This window comes from Tardiphaga sp. OK245 (genome assembly GCF_900108575.1).
Lineage (GTDB): Bacteria > Pseudomonadota > Alphaproteobacteria > Rhizobiales > Xanthobacteraceae > Tardiphaga > Tardiphaga robiniae.
In genome coordinates, this window is record NZ_FNWZ01000004.1 from 253,500 (window position 1) to 270,565 (window position 17,066).

Genomic DNA, 17,066 nt, shown 5'->3' on the forward strand with positions numbered 1-17,066 from the left:
GGGGAAGCAAGCTACCCCACCAATCCCTTCGCCGGCTTCACCAGCGCACTGTCAGGAAACACCTGCTCGGCCAGTGCACGCTCGCTGATGCCGAGGTGATCGTGCAGCACGCCCTTGAAGATCGCGCGCAGATCCGTGGTGGGGGCGAGATCGCGGGCTTCATAGAGCTTGCCATTCGCAAGCCCCGGCCAGTCCGCAATCACCCGGCCGCCCTTGACCGCGCCACCCGCAAGCAGCGCAATCGTGCCGGTGCCGTGATCGGTGCCGGCCGTGCCGTTGATCTTGGCGGTGCGGCCGAACTCCGTGGCCACGACCACCACCGTGTCGCGCCAATGTGGCCCAAGCCCGCTCTCGAATTCCGCCAGTGCACCATCCAGACCGCCGAGCAATTGCGCGAGGCGGCCGACCGGCCCGCCCTCCTGCGCATGGGTGTCCCATCCATCGAAGGCGAGTGCCGCGATGCGCGGTCCGTCATCCGCGGCCATGAGTTTCGCCGCACCGCGTGCGACCTGGCGCATCGCCGCGACGGCATTTCCGCCGCTCTTCGGTTTCATCTCGTCGCCAACGGCAATCTTGTCGAGCTTCAGGCCCTGCGACAGGGCCGTCGCCAAAGCGGGATCGCGGTCCTGATAGAGTTGCATCAGCCGCATCGCCGTATCATCGGCCGCATTGGGCAGATTGACCGGCGCCCAGCCAACCGTCGGCGCGGCGCCGCGGAGCACCAGCGGCGTGGTCGGTCCGATCGCAAGACCCGACGAGACGCGTTCGCCACGCGGCAACGATTCAATGGCGCGGTTGAGCCAGCCCGACTGCACGCGGCCGGGGCCGGCATAGCCGCTCTCCAGCACGTCCTGGCCGTCGAAATGCGAACGTTCGCGATAGGACGTCGCCACCGCATGGACCACGGCCGCTTTCTTGTCGCGATACATCCGCGCGAATTCCGGCATCGCCGGATGCATGCCGAAGAACGAGTCGAGCGCGATGGCTGCGTTCGGGCCATCCTTCGCCAACGCAATCGAGCCGTGCAGACCGGCATAATCGGGATCGCCGAGCGGCGCGACGGTGGCCAGACCATCGAGCGCGCCGCGCAGGATCACCACGATCAGGCGCGGATCGCGCGCGTCGGCGGCCCTAGCGAATTTCGGCAGATAGGCCCAAGCGGCAAAGGCCGCGCCTGATAACAGAAGCGAGCGGCGTGTGGGGCCGAGCATGCGGCTTTCACAGCAGTCCATCGTCATCTCCTCTGAAATTCCGGCGACATCAGCAGCAGCGTCAGAGCCTGCTGCCGCGTCTCCGCGCGCGCGATCGTCTGTCGTGTTTCGGATGAGGCCGCCTCGCCGGCGACCACGTCGAGCATCTCGCGCGGATCGATACTGTCGGGGATGCGCGACGAAACCTGTGCTGCGAGATCGAGCCGCAGCTTCATGCCTTCGGGGACGGCCCAGGCGGCATTGCCGTCCGGAAAGCCGTTCGGCCCCGGCGGTGTCCACAGCGGCTGACCAAGCGTCTGCAGCCCCGCAAAGTAACGGCCGGGATCTTCCGGGATACGCGCCAGCAATCGACCGGTAGAAATCAGATATTCATAGGGCGTGCGCAGCTTGGCCATCGGCATCTGCCAGGCTTCATTGGAGTCGAGCAGCGCCAGCGCCAGCGCCTTCAGATCGCCGTCGGTCTTTTTGAACACCCCTTCCAGCCGCGCCAGCAGTGCCGGCGGCGGCGCATCAACCACGAAATGCTGCGCGAATTTCCTGGCGATGAATGTCGCCGTCGATGGATGGCGTGCGAGATCGGCGAGCGCGGCTTCGCCTTGCGCCACGCCGGTGTCGTCATAGGTCTTGCCCAGCAATTGCTGCGGCCCCGGTTCATGCGCATTGGCGTTGAAGGCAAAACTGCCGGGCGTGCCGATCTTTCCTTCGCGGCCCGCAAAGGTCCAGCCGGTGATGATGCGCGCCAGCGACGTCACATCGGCCTGCGTGTAACCGCCGCCGACGCCGAGCGTATGCAGCTCCATGATCTCGCGTGCGAGATTTTCATTGAGGCCGCGCTTGCCCCTCTCACCGGCTTTCGAATTCGGGCCGATCGATTGCTGGTTGTCGAGAAAGAACAGCATCGCCGGATGCTGTTCGACGGCTTTCAGCATGTCGGCAAATTTGCCCAGCACATAGGGGCGGATCGCCTCGCGTTCGAAAGAGCCAGCCCACATCCGCGCCGGGTCGCCCTTGCTGGCCGAGATGCAGAAATGGTTCGACCAGAACACGACGAGGCGTTCGACAAAGCCACCCTCGGTAATGGTCGCGCGCTGGATCCGCGCCAGCGCTTCTGCACGATAGGTCTTCTGCACCACATTCGGCGGCAGCGCGACGGCCGGCGGCGGCTTCGGTGCGTCAGGCTGCACTGTCATGGTGGTGTTGCCGGTCATCGCGGGAGCTTCCGGCTTCCTGTCCATCGCAGCCGGCGGCGCTTCGACCGGCACCAGCCCCGGCGTCTTCAGCGCCGCCTCGCGTGCCGTTTTCACTTCGAGCTGATAGGCGAACATCGCCTGCCCCAGCTCGGTCGTGGATTGCAGGCCGGGCAATTCCAGCAGCGCCGCATTGGGGCGCGCCAGCTCGGCCTTCACGAAGCCGCGGGGATCGGAGGCCGCATTGACGATGTCGCCGGAAGCGCCACCCCGCGCGCCAAAGCCGAATCGGTTCAGCGCGATCAGCGCACCTTGCGGGTCGCGGGCCATCGGGTTTCCCTCACTCTGCCTTCGTCCTATGATGCATTGGAACATCAAAGGCGACACCCCAGATATACGGGTGGAACAGATGAACCCGGCATGAAAATCGCGCTGAAATTTGGGCTGCTTTCATGAATTATCGGACAGAAAGCTTAAAGCCGCTCAGCCGCAGCCTCACCTGCTCGGACTGCGGGACTGAATTCGGCTGCGACCTGTCGGGCAATTGCTGGTGCGCCGAGGAGACCGCAAAACTGCCGATGCCGACCACAGGCGGCGATTGCCTGTGCCGCGACTGCCTGCGCGCGAAGGCGGCGGCGGCGCACGCCACGACCTGACGGACGTGCCTGATCCGCAGGGCGCGCGATTGCGCATCGGCTCCCGCAGCCTGCCTACACCATGCCCGCGCTGCGCCGGTCACGATCGGGTTGCGCATAGTAGCTGCGCTTGGCTTGCAGCATTTCCATATCGGCGCGCTTGACCACGGCTTCGAGCCGCTCGCCGGTCCGGCTGGTGGCAATCCCGGCGGAGAGGCTCAGCGTCAGATCAGGATAGTACTGATTGTTGACCTCGATCAGTCGCGCCAGCGAGGCAAGCACAGCTTCGCCGCCGGCAGCATCAACTCCGGGCAGCAAGATGGCGAATTCGTCGCCGCCTATGCGCGACACCGTCGCCGGCTTTTCGACCAGTTCGCCAAACACTTCACCGGCCCGGCGCAGCAACCCGTCGCCGGCGGCATGGCCAAGATCGTCATTGGCAGTCTTCAGCGCGTTAAGATCGGCAACGATCACGGTGACCGGTTGCGATCCCTTGCGTTCGAGCCGGTTGAGTTCGTCCACGAAGAACGAGCGGTTCGTGGTGCGCGTCAATACGTCGTGGGTGCCGAGATATTCCAGATAGGCTTCCGCCTTCTTGCGCGCGGTGATGTCGGTCAGCGCGACCTGCACCTGTGACCAGTCGCGCTCATGCCCGGGTAACACCGAGAACTGCAGCAGCAGATGAAGCTTGGTGCCGTCGAGCGCGTAGTTGACGACCTCGCGCTGCTGGAACAGCTTGCCCTCCCACAGGTCGATCAACTGTTCGCGGAAATGCGGCTCCATCTCGTCGCGAAACACATCCGACAATTGACGGAGCAACGTGTCCTTGTCGGGCGCGCCGAACAATTCCAGCGTACGACTGTTGACATCGAGCACACGGATCTCGCTCATGCAGCGCAAAACGAATTCCTCGTGCACATCCGTGAACACGCGAAAATCCTCGATGCCCCGCGCGCGAACGTCGTCCACCAGGCGCTTGACGCCGCTGAAATCCTCGACCCACAGCGACACCGGCGAATGCGCGAACAGGCCGAACGCATAATTCTCGCTCTCCGCGAGGCGACGGCGCGCGCCTTCACGTTCGGTCACATCCTCGATGGCGATCATCACGCGATCCCAGCGCTCTTCATGCCCGGGCAGAACAATGCCGTGCAGCTGGATGTCGAGGCGCTCACCCTTCAGCGTGTAGTTGACCGTATGGCTGGAAAAATGATTGCGGCCGCTCCAGAGCTGGGCCAGTTCCGACACATGACTCTTGAACGTATCGTCGCGCATCACCAGGCCGAGACTGAGCGTCAGGTGAGACAGGTCGCGCGCGCCGAACAGTGACAGCGTCTTGCGATTGACCTTGAGAATGCGGATGTGCTGCGAGCACTCACGGACCCGTTCGGGATTGGCGAGCAGGAATGTCTCGATGTCGTCGACGCCCTGCGCCTGCCACTGTTCGAACAGCCCCTTCACATCGCTGTAGTCCTCGATCCAGAGCGAGACCGGGGCAAGATCGAACATCACGGCATCGTCGGCGAGATTGGTAGGCGGAACGGACATAGCGACCTTGGCGCGTGAGACAGCGTGAATCGTTGAGGTATTCCCTTATAGCGAGAGTTACAGGGAATATCCTTGGATTTTCACGAAGGCACCAAGCACCACCGAAACAAGGCTGGTATGCGGACATGAATACCAGCGTTGCTCAATTCGTCGCCCGTAGAGAGTGGAACTCAGACCGGATAGCCCGCCGAGTTCCGCGCCATGCTGTTAAAAGCATCAAGCATTCTTTCGCGCCACGCATAGATCGCGTCGTCTTCCGCCAGCAGCTTGAACGGCGAGATCGCGCGCGCCCACTGGAACGGACCGAATACGATGTAGTCGGCATAGTTTGGCGCGGCGCCACCAAGGAACGGCTGCGTCTTCAGGGTGAGGCGCATCGGATCAAGCGACTTGCGGAAGGCATCTACGCCCGTGTCGCGATTGGATGCGACCTCTTCCAGCGACTTCTTGAACCGCGCTTCGCGGCTCTCGCGGAAATAGGCCTGATCGACCGGACGCAGATGACCATGAATATCCGCGACGATGAACGGAAACATGCCGGCGACCACGACCGTGTCGCCCCACCAGTTCAGCATCCGCCCCATGGCGCGGCCGCCCTCGCCGCCGAACAGTGACGGACGATCCGGATAGGTGTCTTCGAGATAATTGGCGATCGCCCAGGAGTCGTTGACCGCGCGCTCACCATCGAGCAGCACCGGCACCTTGTCGGATTTGTGCTTGTTGATCGCGTCCTTCTCGGTGAAGCGCCACGGGATCGATGTGGCGTCGAGGCCCTTATGTGCCAGCGCCATCCGGATGCGCCAGCAGAACGGGCTGAAGGGACGATCTTCGTCAGTGCCGACCAGTTCGAACAGTTGCAGCGCCATGATTGCTTCTCGTAATTCTGAGCTAACTCTTCACCACAGCCGAGGTCTGGCCGAACAGCAGCTTGCGCTCTTCGTCGGTGCGGATCGGCGGCTGGCCGAAATTAGGATTGACCTCTTTGGCGATCTCGTAAGCGCGCTTGACCGCCGGCCGCTCGGCGATGGTTTCGAGCCAGCGCTTGAGATGCGGGAAGTCGTTGATGTCCTGGCCCTGGTTCTTGTAGGGCACGATCCAGGGATAGCTCGCCATATCGGCAATCGAATAGTCGCCGGCGATGAACTTGCGATCTGCAAGGCGCTTGTTGAGCACGCCATAGAGCCGGTTGGTCTCGTTCACATAGCGGTCGATGGCGTAGGTGATCTTTTCCTGCGCGTAATTGCGGAAGTGATGGTTCTGTCCGGCCATCGGACCAAGGCCGCCCATCTGCCAGAACACCCACTGGATCGCATCATAACGCACGGCGAGATCGCCCGACAGGAACTTCCCGGTCTTCTCGGCGAGATACATCAACATCGCGCCGGACTCGAACACCGAGATCGGCCTGCTGCCACTCTTGGGTGCATGATCGACCAGCGCCGGAATGCGGTTGTTCGGCGCGATGGCCAGAAACTCGTCCTTGAACTGGTCACCCTTGCTGATATTCACCGGAATGATCTTGTAGGGGAGCCCCGTCTCCTCAAGAAAGATCGTGATCTTGTGGCCGTTCGGCGTGCTCCAGTAATAGAGATCGATCATCGTTCAATCCGTTTTGCGTGATGAGGCAACCCGCAAACCCGACCGAAGGCCGATTGAATGCGACTGCATGAAATGTTGCCGGATCATCGGATCAAGTCAATGCAATTTGCTCCACCTCCGATGATCTTCGAAAGATCATTCCCTGCCAGTGGCGCATCCGGTCTGTTATCAAACGGAAACTCCGCACAGGCGGATGATTTCCGGGAGACATGCCATGACCGCAGATATCCGCCGCCGCGACTTTCTCAAGACCTCGGCAGCCTTTGCTGGCATGGCTGCGGCCGGATTTTCCTGCGTGGAGGTTGCCAACGCGGCGCCGATCCAGGTGCCGACCGTCGATCGGCTCTCGATCCGCGTGCTCGTCGATCAGCAGCACGATCAATTCCTGCGCGGCAGCACGGTAAATGGCGTGGTGCATGAGGGGCCAGGACCGGCCCGCAGCGCGGATGCGCGCAACGTGCTGCACAATGAGTGGGGCCTGTCGCTGTTTCTGGAATCGCAGCGTGAGCAGGACAAGCGTAATATCCTGCTGGATTTCGGCTATACCTCGCCGGCGATCATCAACAATATCGGGCTGCTCAAGGTCGACCCGGCCTCGCTCAACGCGCTGATCGTCAGTCACGGACATATCGATCATTACGGTGGACTGATCGGCTTTCTCGAGCAATATCGCAGCGTATTGCCACCCGACATCAAGCTCTATGCCGGCGGCGAGGATAATTTCTGCCACCGCGTCAGCCGCGCATCGACCGGTCAGTTCGGCGAAGGCGGCATCCTCGACCGCAAGCAGATCGCCGCGCAGAAGGTGCAGACCGTTCTCTGCGAAACCCCGACGGTCATCGAGGGCCATGCTTTCACAACAGGCAAGATCAAGCGTAACAGCGTCGAGCGCGTACTGCCGAACACCTTCGTGGACTACAAGCCGGACAGCGCAGGCTGCGACTACGGCCACTATACGGCTGCCGAACTGCAGGGCAATTTTGCACCGGACGAACACGTCCATGAACACGCCACCTGCTTCAACATCCGCGGCAAGGGGCTGGTGGTGATCAGCTCCTGCGGCCATGTCGGCATCGTCAATTCGGTCCGGCAGGCGCAGGAGATATCGGGCGTGCAGAAAGTACACGCCGTCGTCGGCGGCTTTCACCTCGGTCCTGCCCCTGCCGACTACCTCAAGCAGATCGTCGGCGAGATCAAGAAGCTCGAGCCCGACGTGGTCATCCCGATGCATTGCAGCGGCCTGAACTTCCTGCTCGAGGCGCGCGCGCAGATGCCGGACAACGTGATCAACGTCTCGACCGGCAGCCGCCTGACCTTCAGCGCGTGACCTCGCGCGCCGCACGCGCCCTCTGGTATCGGACCGGCATAGCTGCCATGGCCGCGCTGTGGCTCGGGTGCTGGAGTGCGGCGCCCGCCTCAGCGCAGGGGTCGTCCCGTTCGGCAGCCGAATTGATGGACGCAGTGATGTGGAATCGCGAGCCGATCGGTGGCGCGTTCCAGCTTATCGACCAGTCGGGTCAAGCCCGCAGCGAGCGCGACTATCGCGGCCAGCTGTTGCTGGTGTATTTCGGTTTCACCTATTGTCCGGACATCTGCCCGACCGACCTGCAGGCCATCGGACTGGCGATGGACCGGCTTGGCGCTGACGCCGCTCATGTGCAGCCGCTCTTCATCACTCTGGATCCCGAGCGCGACACGCGGGAGCAACTGGCGCAATATGTGCCGATGTTTCACCCGAAGCTGATCGGCCTGACCGGCAGCACTACCGCGATTCATGCCGCCGCCGAAGCCTATCGCGTCTACTACAAGCGCGTCGATTTCCACGACAGACCGGGCGACTACACCGTCGATCACTCCGCATTCGTCTATCTGATGGACCGCGACGGAAAATATCTCGGCTTCTTTCCGCCCGGCACCTCGGCCGAAAAGATGGTCGACATGATCCGGCCGTATCTGGGAATCAGAAAATAGAGATGCCGCGCCCTTGCGAGCGCAGCATCGTGATAGAAGTGATCGACTGAAGCTTACATGCCCATGATCGCGATATCCGTCACCTTGCCGGTGACGCCCGAGATCTTGGCGGCTTCGGTCGCCTTGCCGGTGGCGAGATCGACCGAGTAGAGCGTGCCGTCAGCCATCAGCCAGGCTTCATTTTTGGTGCCATCCGACCAGATATCGAAGGCGACAGCCGCCGGCTTGATGCCGAGTTTGCCGACCGCGCCGAGAATGCCGTCATTCGGTGGCGCCTGCTTGACCAGCGCACCGATGGTGCCGTCGATGTTGAACAGCGCGGTCTCCTTGGTGCCCTTCACAGAGTTTGTGTAGGCGCCGGCGATGACATTCGGCTTCTCGCCCTTGTGCATGTCGGTCTCGGCATATTTATGATCGCCGTCCTTCGTCACCTTGCCGTCCTCGACATTGGCTCGCAGGCTCATGCCATCCGAACCCATCACGCGCAGACGATCGGCCACGGGGTTGAAATCGACGGTAGCGGTGACGCCCTTGGCCAGCATGGTGTCGAGCTTCGACTTCACCGTCGCCTTGCCGTCGGCGGCAATGGTGACGATCGTGCCGTCATCGACCAACCCATAGAGCATGCCATCGACCGGACGGACGTCGATGCCGACCAGCGCGCCGGAAATACCAGTGACCTTGACGGACCCGGTGGCCATCTTCTTGGTGGTATCGACCATGGCGATGGTGTCGCCACCGACCAGGGCTGCGACCTGGGCGGCATTGGCGGCGGCCGCGGGGATCAGCAGCAATGCTGCGGAGGCGGCGAAAAGCGAACGAAATGACATAAGTGGCTCCCTGTGTTTCCGCGGTCCCCTCGGGACCGACACAGGGACTACCGGCGGGCCCTCCCGACTGGATGCATGCCCCTGAAAATAAATTCATTTGGGTGCATCCAATTGCGCGCAGCAAAGGTAGACTGACCATGCAAGGGCATGGACATGACTGGGAATGGCACCATCACCGAGACCCGGCGCGACGAGGCGGGCCTCGACCACGCGCGCGAGGCGCAGCTGTCGGCAGCGCTGGCGCGATGCGCCGCCGGCGACCGGGCGGCTCTGCAGATGATCTACAACAGCGAAGCCCCGAAGATGATCGGGGTCGCCCGCCGCATCCTGTTCCGGCAGGATCTGGCGGAGGAAGCCGTGCACGATGCCTTCGTGCGGATCTGGGGCGCGGCCGCCTCGTTCGATCCGCATCGCGGCAGCGCCCGCGGCTGGCTCTATGCCGTCGTGCGCAATCGCGCGCTCAGCATTCATCGCAACGAGCATCGCTATGACGCGTCCGACGAAAGTGCGCTCGACATCGACTGCGAGGCGACCATGACGCGGATGCCCGAGACATCGGCGCTGCGCAAATGCCTGGAGCGCATCGACCGTCCGCGCCGCGATGTCGTGGTGCTGGCCTATGTCCATGGCATGAGCCACGGCGAACTGGCCGGCCGGCTGAAGGTGCCCTTGGGCACCGTGAAGAGCTGGGTCCGCCGCAGCCTGTTCTCGCTGCAGGAGTGCATGGGATGAGCATGCACGACGACAACACGCATTCCACCGACGATCTCGCCGCCGACTATGTCATGGGCCTGCTGGAAGGCACCGAGCTCGCCGCTGCCGAAGCGCGCATGACCGACGATGCCGATTTCGCCAGGGCCGTCAGCACCTGGCGCGAGCGATTGGCCGATCTCGACGCCACAGCCGAAGCGCTCGCCCCCAGCGCCGCACTGTGGGACCGCATCGCCGACTCCACCAAGGTGAAACCGGCGATCCCGCTGCCCGGCGCCCGCGCCGCGCTGCGCGGCGCAACGCTGTGGGACAATATCGGCTTCTGGCGCGGCACCGGGATCGGTGGGGTGTTCGCGGCCTTGATGCTGGTGGTGATCCTGATCGGCGCGCTCGCGACGTCGCGCCAGCTCCGCCGCGAACTGATCGCGCTGGCGCAGCGCAAGCCGATCTATGTCGCCGTGCTGGTCAACGACGTCACCAGGGAAACCGGCGCCATCGTCAACACCTTCTCCGACGGCCGCGTCGAACTGATCCCGCTGCGCCCGATCGACGTCCCCGCCGGCCGCACGCTGCAGGTCTGGACCCTGTGGGATCGCGACATCGGCCCGAAGTCCATCGCCGTCACCAGCCAGTCCCGCACCCTGCAGCTCGATCTCGAAGCGCTGCCGGAAACCGTCCCGGATCAGCTGTTCGAGATCACGCTGGAGCCAGAAGGCGGCTCGCCGATCGGTCGTCCGACCGGGCCGATTTTGTTCAAGGGGAATGCGGCAAGGGCCTTGTAGAGGTAGCCGAATATTAGGGCGCAACAAAAAATTAGGCCGGTAAAGGTCATGTCCCTAGACCAACCGCCTCAACGCTGAGGTAGCGTCTCTGGGGCGGGCGGCCTTCCAATCGAACCAGTCGAATCAGGGCCAGCTGAAACAGGAGCGGAACCGACAGACCTTAGTGGAGCATGGCTGGTGCCGCCCCCCGAAGGATTGCCAGCTAGCGAGCGGCGTGGGCGAAGCTGCACCATTCGCGCGCCGGGTAAGGGAAGTGAGACAGTCATCCACCGACCTGGAGTGGGCGGTCCTCCCGAATTAATCAAGCTGCCAGTAGCGTTGTCTGCGTTGAACGCAGCTTTTTCCAAGGCATCAGTTAAGACTTGCTCACACCTCTTGGGCTTCTGCCCGTCGGACAGGACGCTTCGACATGACCTCACGAGCAGTTGTGATATCAAGAAGAAGTGGGGCCGATACGCCTCAACCGGCAGCGTTTTTGAGAAGTCTCCCTCGTATTCCGCACTGATCTGCTTAAGGAAGTCCCGCCATATTTTCGGATTCCCATTTCCCTTTCGAAGTGCCACGATTGCGCTAACTAGCCCTGCACATTCTGGAGCCGCATCAAGTACAGTTGCCGATCCGGCAATGATGGCGTCGTAGGTTTGGGGCCAATACTCTTTACAAGACAACGCAAAGTAATCCGTCACGACCCACATGTTGAGCTCTAATGAGTCTCGATAGACTGGGAGCAACGCAAGTACAGGTCCAGCGCTTGTAAACGCGACGTTAAGCAAATCGTCGATGATAGACGTGATCTGGTTGGCAGCCTTATTGACGTGGATGGCAGCGGTTACGGTATCCGATATGACTGGAATTCTGCCTATGAGCTTTGCTTGGATATCTGCCAACGACTGTCGACTTTCTCCATTGAATAGAGTCACTGCCGCAAGTCGAAAAAGCGCGTAGTCGAGCCGAGACATCTTCTCATCGAAGAACTGACACCAACGCGGCTGCTGTGCTGGCTTCGTTACACTGACAAGACGCCCTTCTGACGTCCACATCGTAATTTCATCAGGGCCGCCAATTGAATTTCGAGATTTCAGTTTTGACGGATCGACCGGAAATGACGCCGCGTCGTCGGTTCGCTCATATAGGCCCGGATAAAGGCACATATACGCCTCATTGGCTATCGCAAGGGCGCCTTCCAGAGCTCCCGCAATCGCCGTACTATCAATATCGTTGTGTCCCTGGCGGCGCGCGACGGTCAGAAGAACTGTGGCGAGAAGATAGGACCGTAGTAGTCGATGCGTTTTTGTATCAGCTCGAAACAGAACCGCATCTTCGATTTGATCGATGTAGCCACCCTTGCGATCGATCTCCGCACACCCCGTCAGCATTGACGCCACCAGAACAAGCGCCGTCATTCGCGCAGTAAAGCGCGTCGCGAATCCTGAAAACATGATCGCCCCCAAGCAAATCTTTGATTTGTAATGAGGTGAAGCTCGCCAGATTCGCGGCACATCCCGTAGTTGATATTTATCAGGGCATTTCTTTTGATTGATTTATCCACATCAATCGCTTTGGGGTTGAGTGTCCATTCGCGCAGCTGGCGCAGCACGGCGGCGGCCGTCGCTTCGTCGAGGTCCCGACTGTCGCCGGAAATCGTCGCCGACCAGCTGTTGGAGATCACCCTGGAGCCCGAGGTCGACTCGCCGACCGACCATCCGACCGGGCCTGTATCATTCAAGGGCAATGCCGCGCGGGCGTTGTCGTCTCGCGGCGATAGGTTTTGGCCCTTGAACGCTTCGGCCCGTGTAAGCGACAAAGGGCCAGTGTTCGGCGTCGAATGGCGCGTTGCGGAGAGAGTGCATGCGATATTCGACCGATGATCTGCGCGCGGCTGTCACAGCCGGCGTGCTTCCTTCCACGCAGCTCGACGCCCTGCTGGCTTTCCTCACGGCGCGTGTGCCGGAGCAGCCGGCGGCCGGGCCCAGATTCGATGTCGTGCATTTGCTCTGGTACGCCGGCGCGCTGGTGGTGATATCAGCGATGGGACTGTTCTCGACGCTGGCGTTTTCGCAGATGGGCGGACCGGCGCTGACCGCCACTGCCCTGGTCTATGCCGGCCTGTTCACCGCAGCCGGTCACTATCTCTGGACGGTCAAGAAGCTGCGCACGCCGGGTGGTCTGCTGATCGCGGTCGCCGTGGCGATGACGCCGCTCGCCGTGTTCGGCATACAGGATGCCTACGGTGCATGGACCGAATTCGGCAGGCCGGCGGCGATGCGCGATTTCTATGTCTGGATCAAGGGCAGCTTCGTCTTCATGGAGCTTGCGACCATCGCCGCGGCGATCGTGGCACTGCAATTCTATCGCTTTCCCTTCATCGTCTTCATCATGGCGGTCGCGCTATGGTTCCTGTCGATGGATGTCGTGCCCTGGATCGCCGGCGCGAGCTACGGCAACTGGGAACTATCGCGCAAGGTGTCCATCTGGTTTGGCCTTGGCATTCTGGTTGCTGCGGTGATCGTCAACCTGCGCCAGCGCAGCGGCGATTTCGCGTTCTGGCTCTATCTGTTCGGCGTGCTGACCTTCTGGGGCGGCATCACCGCCACGTCGAACGGCACCAATCTCGACAAGGCGCTATACTGCGCGCTGAATGTCGGTTTCCTTCTGATCTCGGTCGCACTGTCGCGACGGGTCTTCGCGGTGTTCGGCACCATCGGCATTGCGATCTATCTCGGCGATCTCGCCGAGAAGATCTTCAAGGATTCGATGCTGTTCCCGTTCGCGCTGTCGCTGATCGGCGTCGGCATCATTGCGCTGGGGCTGTATGTCCATCGCCACCAGCGCGACATCAGCGCCTGGGTCGATGCGCGCCTGCCCGAATCGCTCAAGCGCCTGCGAGCGTAACCGGTCGCCGGATAGGCATGGTGAAGCCGGCCCCCTGCAGGACAGCAAGTCTCGTCCCCTTGAATGGACCATTCCGTTCAGGCATCCTTGCACTCAAAGATAGTATTCAAGGGAGGCTGCCATGGCGTTGTCACGTCGGACCGTTCTGTTGTCGCTCGCCCTGTCGCTCGCCGCGATGCCGGCGCAGGCCGCCTCTTTCCTGGCGCAGCTCGATCCCGACAAGGATGGCACTGTCGACCTCGCCGAAGCCAAGAACGCCGCCGGCAAACTGTTCGACAAGCTCGACCGCGACAAGGACGGCACGCTGGACGCCCGGGAGTTGCGCGGCCGCATGAGCAAGAGCGAGTTCGCCGTCGCCAATCCGGACAATGACGGCACGCTCGACAGAGCGGAATATCTCGCCGTGGTGGAAACCCGGTTCCGCGCGGCAAACCCCGATAATGACGGCACCATCGATGCCAGGGAATTCGCCACGCCGGCCGGCAAGAAGCTGTTGAAGCTACTGAAGTAGGGCCCTTTTATCGCCACCGGACTCGCCCCATATTCGGCCCATGGCGAAGAAACCCGACTCTCCGAAAAAGCCCACAAAATCAATCAAGACCCCCGCCGCCAAGCCTGGCGCCGGCCGTCCCGACGTCAAGCCGATCGGGCCTGCGCTGGCGGAACTGCTGAATCCCGCGATCAATCGCGGCGATGCCGGCATGGGCTCGGGCACCGGGTTGCAGCCGCCGCCGACTAATTCCTTCGAGCGCCGCTCCGGCGGCGAGGCCGCGGTGCATCGCGCGCGCAAATCGACGCCTAAGAAGTTCGAGGGCGATGAAGGCATGCGCCCGACGCCATTGCAGCCGTTTCCCCAGCCTGTTGTCGCGCCCTATGCGCCGCGGCTGAGCGAGCAGAAGGGTCTCGAGGAAGCGCCGCAGGCCAATTACAACACCTCGGCCTCGATCCCGACGCTGGATCCGGAACTCGCCAAGCAACTCGGCTTCACCACCGAGGAAGAAGACGCCGAGGCGCTGACGGCGCGCCCGCCGCGCAACAAGATGGAAGCCTTGGGCGTGCAGGCCACGGCCGATGCGCTGGAAGCGCTGGTGCGCGACGGCCGTCCGGAATTCAAGGACCAGAAAGTGTGGACGCCGCACCGTCCGCCGCGCCCGGAGAAGTCCGAAGGCGGCGTGCGCTTCGAGCTGAAGTCGGAATATGAGCCGAAGGGCGACCAGCCCACCGCCATCAAGGAACTGGTCGAGGGCATCGACCGCAACGACCGCACCCAGGTGCTGCTTGGCGTCACCGGCTCCGGCAAGACCTACACCATGGCCAAGGTGATCGAGGCCACGCAGCGCCCTGCCATCATCCTGGCGCCGAACAAGACGCTGGCGGCGCAGCTCTATGGCGAGTTCAAGAACTTCTTCCCCGACAACGCCGTCGAATATTTCGTCAGCTATTACGACTACTACCAGCCGGAAGCCTACGTCCCGCGTACCGACACCTATATCGAGAAAGACTCGTCCATCAACGAGCAGATCGACCGCATGCGCCATTCGGCGACGCGCGCGCTGCTGGAGCGCGACGACGTCATCATCGTGGCCTCGGTGTCGTGCATCTACGGCATCGGCTCGGTGGAAACCTATACCGCGATGACCTTCGCGCTGAAGAAGGACGAGCGCATCGACCAGCGCCAGCTCATAGCCGACCTCGTCGCTTTGCAATACAAGCGCACCCAGCACGACTTCACCCGCGGCACCTTCCGCGTGCGCGGCGATGTCATCGACATTTTCCCGGCCCACTATGAAGACCGCGCCTGGCGCGTGAACCTGTTCGGCGACACCGTGGAGAGCATCGAGGAATTCGACCCGCTCACCGGCCACAAGCAGGACGAGCTCGAATTCATCAAGATCTACGCCAATTCGCATTACGTGACGCCGCGGCCGACGCTGATCCAGGCCATGAAGTCGATCAAGGAAGAGCTGAAGTGGCGGCTCGACCAGCTACACAATCAGGGCCGGCTGCTCGAAGCCCAGCGGCTGGAGCAGCGCACCACCTTCGATCTCGAAATGATGGAAGCCACCGGCTCCTGCGCCGGCATCGAGAACTATTCGCGCTATCTCACCGGCCGCCGGCCGGGCGAGCCGCCGCCGACTTTGTTCGAATATGTGCCGGACAATGCGCTGGTGTTCGCCGACGAAAGCCACGTCTCGGTGCCGCAGATCGGCGCCATGTTCAAAGGCGACTTCCGCCGCAAGGCGACGCTGGCGGAATACGGTTTCCGCCTGCCCTCCTGCATGGACAACCGCCCGCTGCGCTTCGAGGAATGGGACATGATGCGCCCGCAATCGATCGCGGTGTCCGCCACGCCGTCCGGCTGGGAGCTGCAGGAATCCGGCGGCGTGTTCGTCGAGCAGGTCATTCGCCCCACCGGCCTGATCGATCCGCCGATCAACATTCGCCCGGCCCGCACCCAGGTCGACGATCTCTTGGGCGAGGTCCGCGCCACCGCGGCCCAGGGCTATCGTTCGCTGATCACCGTGCTGACCAAGCGCATGGCGGAAGACCTCACCGAGTTCCTGCATGAGCAGGGCATCCGCGTGCGCTACATGCACAGCGATATCGACACCATCGAGCGTATCGAGATCATCCGGGATCTCCGCCTCGGCGCATTCGACGCGCTGGTCGGCATCAATCTCCTCCGCGAAGGTCTCGACATTCCCGAATGCGCGCTGGTCGCCGTGCTCGACGCCGACAAGGAAGGCTTTTTGCGTTCGGAGACCTCGCTGATCCAGACCATCGGCCGCGCCGCGCGCAATGTCGACGGCCGGGTCATTCTCTATGCCGACCAGATGACCGGCTCGATGACCCGCGCCATCGCCGAGACCGATCGCCGCCGCGAGAAGCAGGTCGAATACAACACGTTGCACGGCATCACGCCGGAGAGCGTGAAGAAGTCGATCGGCGACATCATGAACTCGGTCTATGAAGGCGACCGCGTGCTGGTGGATATCGGCGGCGGCATGGCCGAGGACGCCATCACCATCGGGCACAATTTCGAAGCCGTGCTGGCCGATCTGGACGTGCGGATGCGCGAGGCCGCGGCCGACCTGAACTTCGAGGAAGCCGCCCGCCTGCGCGACGAGGTCAAGCGCTTGCGCGCCACCGAACTCGCCGTGGTCGACGACCCCACCGTCAAGCAGCGCGGCGTCGCCGCACGCGGCGGCGGTTACAAAGGCGAGAAGAAATACGGCGACGCCGCCAACCTGCCCGCGCGTCTCGACAAGGCCGCGCAAGGCAAGGCGCGCGGCAAATACGGCAAGAGTTCATCAGCGGGCGGCGCGTCATCGAAAGTGCACAAGCCCGGGCTCGACGAGATGGGCATCGCGAACTGGCATGAAGTGAAGCCCGCCCGCGGCAAAGAGGTAGAACGTCCGCGCAAGCCGACACTCGACGAGATGGGACCGGGCACCGAGAGCAAGATCTTCCAGCCGAAGAACAGCCGCGAGTCCGGTCCGGAGTTTGGACCGGCGCCACGAAGCACAGGCGGCGCGCCGGGGCATCGGGGTGGGTGGAAGAAGCGGTGAGACGAGCTTGCGGCCGGCCTGCACAGATTATGTGGTCGCTCCCATGTCTCCGCATGTCATCCCCGCGAAGGCGGGGATCCATACACGCTGGAAAGACAGCTCAACCGAGATCGGCGTAGCTCTGCCGCTTC

Annotated in this window: 16 protein-coding genes; 8 read left to right on the top strand and 8 right to left on the bottom strand. The window is 62.5% G+C overall.

Annotation, left to right across the window (positions count from 1 at the left end):
- Positions 1 to 11: 11 nt before the first annotated feature.
- Both BLW80_RS19780 and BLW80_RS19785 read right to left on the bottom strand, forming a co-directional pair.
- The gene (locus tag BLW80_RS19780) at positions 12 to 1,238 is read right to left on the bottom strand and encodes a DUF1501 domain-containing protein (RefSeq protein WP_093759309.1); all 1,227 of its coding nucleotides are present in this window, start codon (positions 1,236 to 1,238) and stop codon (positions 12 to 14) included.
- Entirely contained in the window at positions 1,235 to 2,728 is a 1,494-nt protein-coding gene (locus tag BLW80_RS19785; protein ID WP_093759310.1) for a DUF1800 domain-containing protein, read from the bottom strand. The genes BLW80_RS19780 and BLW80_RS19785 overlap by 4 nt, the downstream gene beginning before the upstream one ends.
- A 122-nt stretch (positions 2,729 to 2,850) precedes the next feature.
- On the opposite strand from BLW80_RS19785, the gene BLW80_RS19790 reads away from it, so the two are divergent.
- Positions 2,851 to 3,054, top strand: a complete 204-nt coding sequence (locus BLW80_RS19790; protein WP_089261740.1) for a hypothetical protein — start codon at positions 2,851 to 2,853, stop codon at positions 3,052 to 3,054.
- 54 nt (positions 3,055 to 3,108) lie between these two features.
- Here the strand turns inward: BLW80_RS19790 and BLW80_RS19795 are convergent, their stop codons facing one another.
- The 3 genes from BLW80_RS19795 to BLW80_RS19805 form a co-directional block, all read right to left on the bottom strand.
- Positions 3,109 to 4,581, bottom strand: a complete 1,473-nt coding sequence (locus BLW80_RS19795) for a sensor domain-containing diguanylate cyclase (protein WP_093759311.1) — start codon at positions 4,579 to 4,581, stop codon at positions 3,109 to 3,111.
- Between the two features lie 170 nt (positions 4,582 to 4,751).
- Positions 4,752 to 5,447 (bottom strand): glutathione S-transferase family protein, encoded by a 696-nt coding sequence (locus BLW80_RS19800; RefSeq protein ID WP_093759312.1) that lies wholly within the window; start codon positions 5,445 to 5,447, stop codon positions 4,752 to 4,754.
- A 22-nt stretch (positions 5,448 to 5,469) separates the two neighbouring features.
- Complete coding sequence (locus BLW80_RS19805; RefSeq protein ID WP_089261746.1) at positions 5,470 to 6,180, bottom strand: glutathione binding-like protein; 711 nt, start codon at positions 6,178 to 6,180, stop codon at positions 5,470 to 5,472.
- A 214-nt stretch (positions 6,181 to 6,394) separates the two neighbouring features.
- On the opposite strand from BLW80_RS19805, the gene BLW80_RS19810 reads away from it, so the two are divergent.
- On the top strand, positions 6,395 to 7,507 hold the full coding sequence (locus BLW80_RS19810; RefSeq protein WP_089261748.1) for an MBL fold metallo-hydrolase: 1,113 nt from the start codon (positions 6,395 to 6,397) through the stop codon (positions 7,505 to 7,507).
- Positions 7,508 to 7,554: 47 nt separating this feature from the next.
- Positions 7,555 to 8,151, top strand: a complete 597-nt coding sequence (locus tag BLW80_RS19815) for an SCO family protein (protein WP_093759313.1) — start codon at positions 7,555 to 7,557, stop codon at positions 8,149 to 8,151.
- A gap of 53 nt (positions 8,152 to 8,204) precedes the next feature.
- Here BLW80_RS19815 and BLW80_RS19820 read toward each other — a convergent pair whose 3' ends face one another.
- Positions 8,205 to 8,981 (bottom strand): DUF4394 domain-containing protein, encoded by a 777-nt coding sequence (locus tag BLW80_RS19820; protein ID WP_093759314.1) that lies wholly within the window; start codon positions 8,979 to 8,981, stop codon positions 8,205 to 8,207.
- Positions 8,982 to 9,134: 153 nt separating this feature from the next.
- Here BLW80_RS19820 and BLW80_RS19825 point away from each other — a divergent pair, with 153 nt between their 5' ends.
- Together BLW80_RS19825 and BLW80_RS19830 are read left to right on the top strand one after the other, a co-directional pair.
- Positions 9,135 to 9,713, top strand: coding sequence for a sigma-70 family RNA polymerase sigma factor (locus BLW80_RS19825; protein ID WP_093759977.1), 579 nt, complete (start codon positions 9,135 to 9,137; stop codon positions 9,711 to 9,713).
- Positions 9,710 to 10,474, top strand: coding sequence for an anti-sigma factor (locus BLW80_RS19830; protein WP_093759315.1), 765 nt, complete (start codon positions 9,710 to 9,712; stop codon positions 10,472 to 10,474). The genes BLW80_RS19825 and BLW80_RS19830 overlap by 4 nt, the downstream gene beginning before the upstream one ends.
- Before the next feature lie 68 nt (positions 10,475 to 10,542).
- On the opposite strand, the gene BLW80_RS19835 is transcribed toward BLW80_RS19830, so the two are convergent.
- Together BLW80_RS19835 and BLW80_RS30445 are read right to left on the bottom strand one after the other, a co-directional pair.
- On the bottom strand, positions 10,543 to 11,913 hold the full coding sequence (locus tag BLW80_RS19835) for a hypothetical protein (RefSeq protein ID WP_139285864.1): 1,371 nt from the start codon (positions 11,911 to 11,913) through the stop codon (positions 10,543 to 10,545).
- A complete protein-coding gene (locus tag BLW80_RS30445) occupies positions 11,874 to 12,278 on the bottom strand; it encodes a hypothetical protein (RefSeq protein ID WP_170849742.1) in 405 nt (134 codons plus the stop codon). Before BLW80_RS30445 ends, BLW80_RS19835 begins: the two co-directional genes overlap by 40 nt.
- Positions 12,279 to 12,322: 44 nt before the next feature.
- On the opposite strand from BLW80_RS30445, the gene BLW80_RS19845 reads away from it, so the two are divergent.
- The 3 genes from BLW80_RS19845 to uvrB all read left to right on the top strand — a co-directional run bounded on the left by BLW80_RS19845 (position 12,323) and on the right by uvrB (position 16,935).
- Complete coding sequence (locus BLW80_RS19845; protein ID WP_093759318.1) at positions 12,323 to 13,366, top strand: hypothetical protein; 1,044 nt, start codon at positions 12,323 to 12,325, stop codon at positions 13,364 to 13,366.
- A gap of 121 nt (positions 13,367 to 13,487) precedes the next feature.
- Positions 13,488 to 13,877 carry a lanmodulin LanM gene (lanM, locus tag BLW80_RS19850; RefSeq protein ID WP_093759319.1) on the top strand — a complete coding sequence of 130 codons (390 nt, stop codon included), beginning with the start codon at positions 13,488 to 13,490 and terminating at the stop codon, positions 13,875 to 13,877.
- Positions 13,878 to 13,917: 40 nt separating this feature from the next.
- Positions 13,918 to 16,935: an excinuclease ABC subunit UvrB gene (uvrB, locus tag BLW80_RS19855; RefSeq protein ID WP_093759320.1), complete on the top strand. Its 3,018-nt coding sequence runs from the start codon at positions 13,918 to 13,920 to the stop codon at positions 16,933 to 16,935.
- Positions 16,936 to 17,066: the final 131 nt, after the last annotated feature.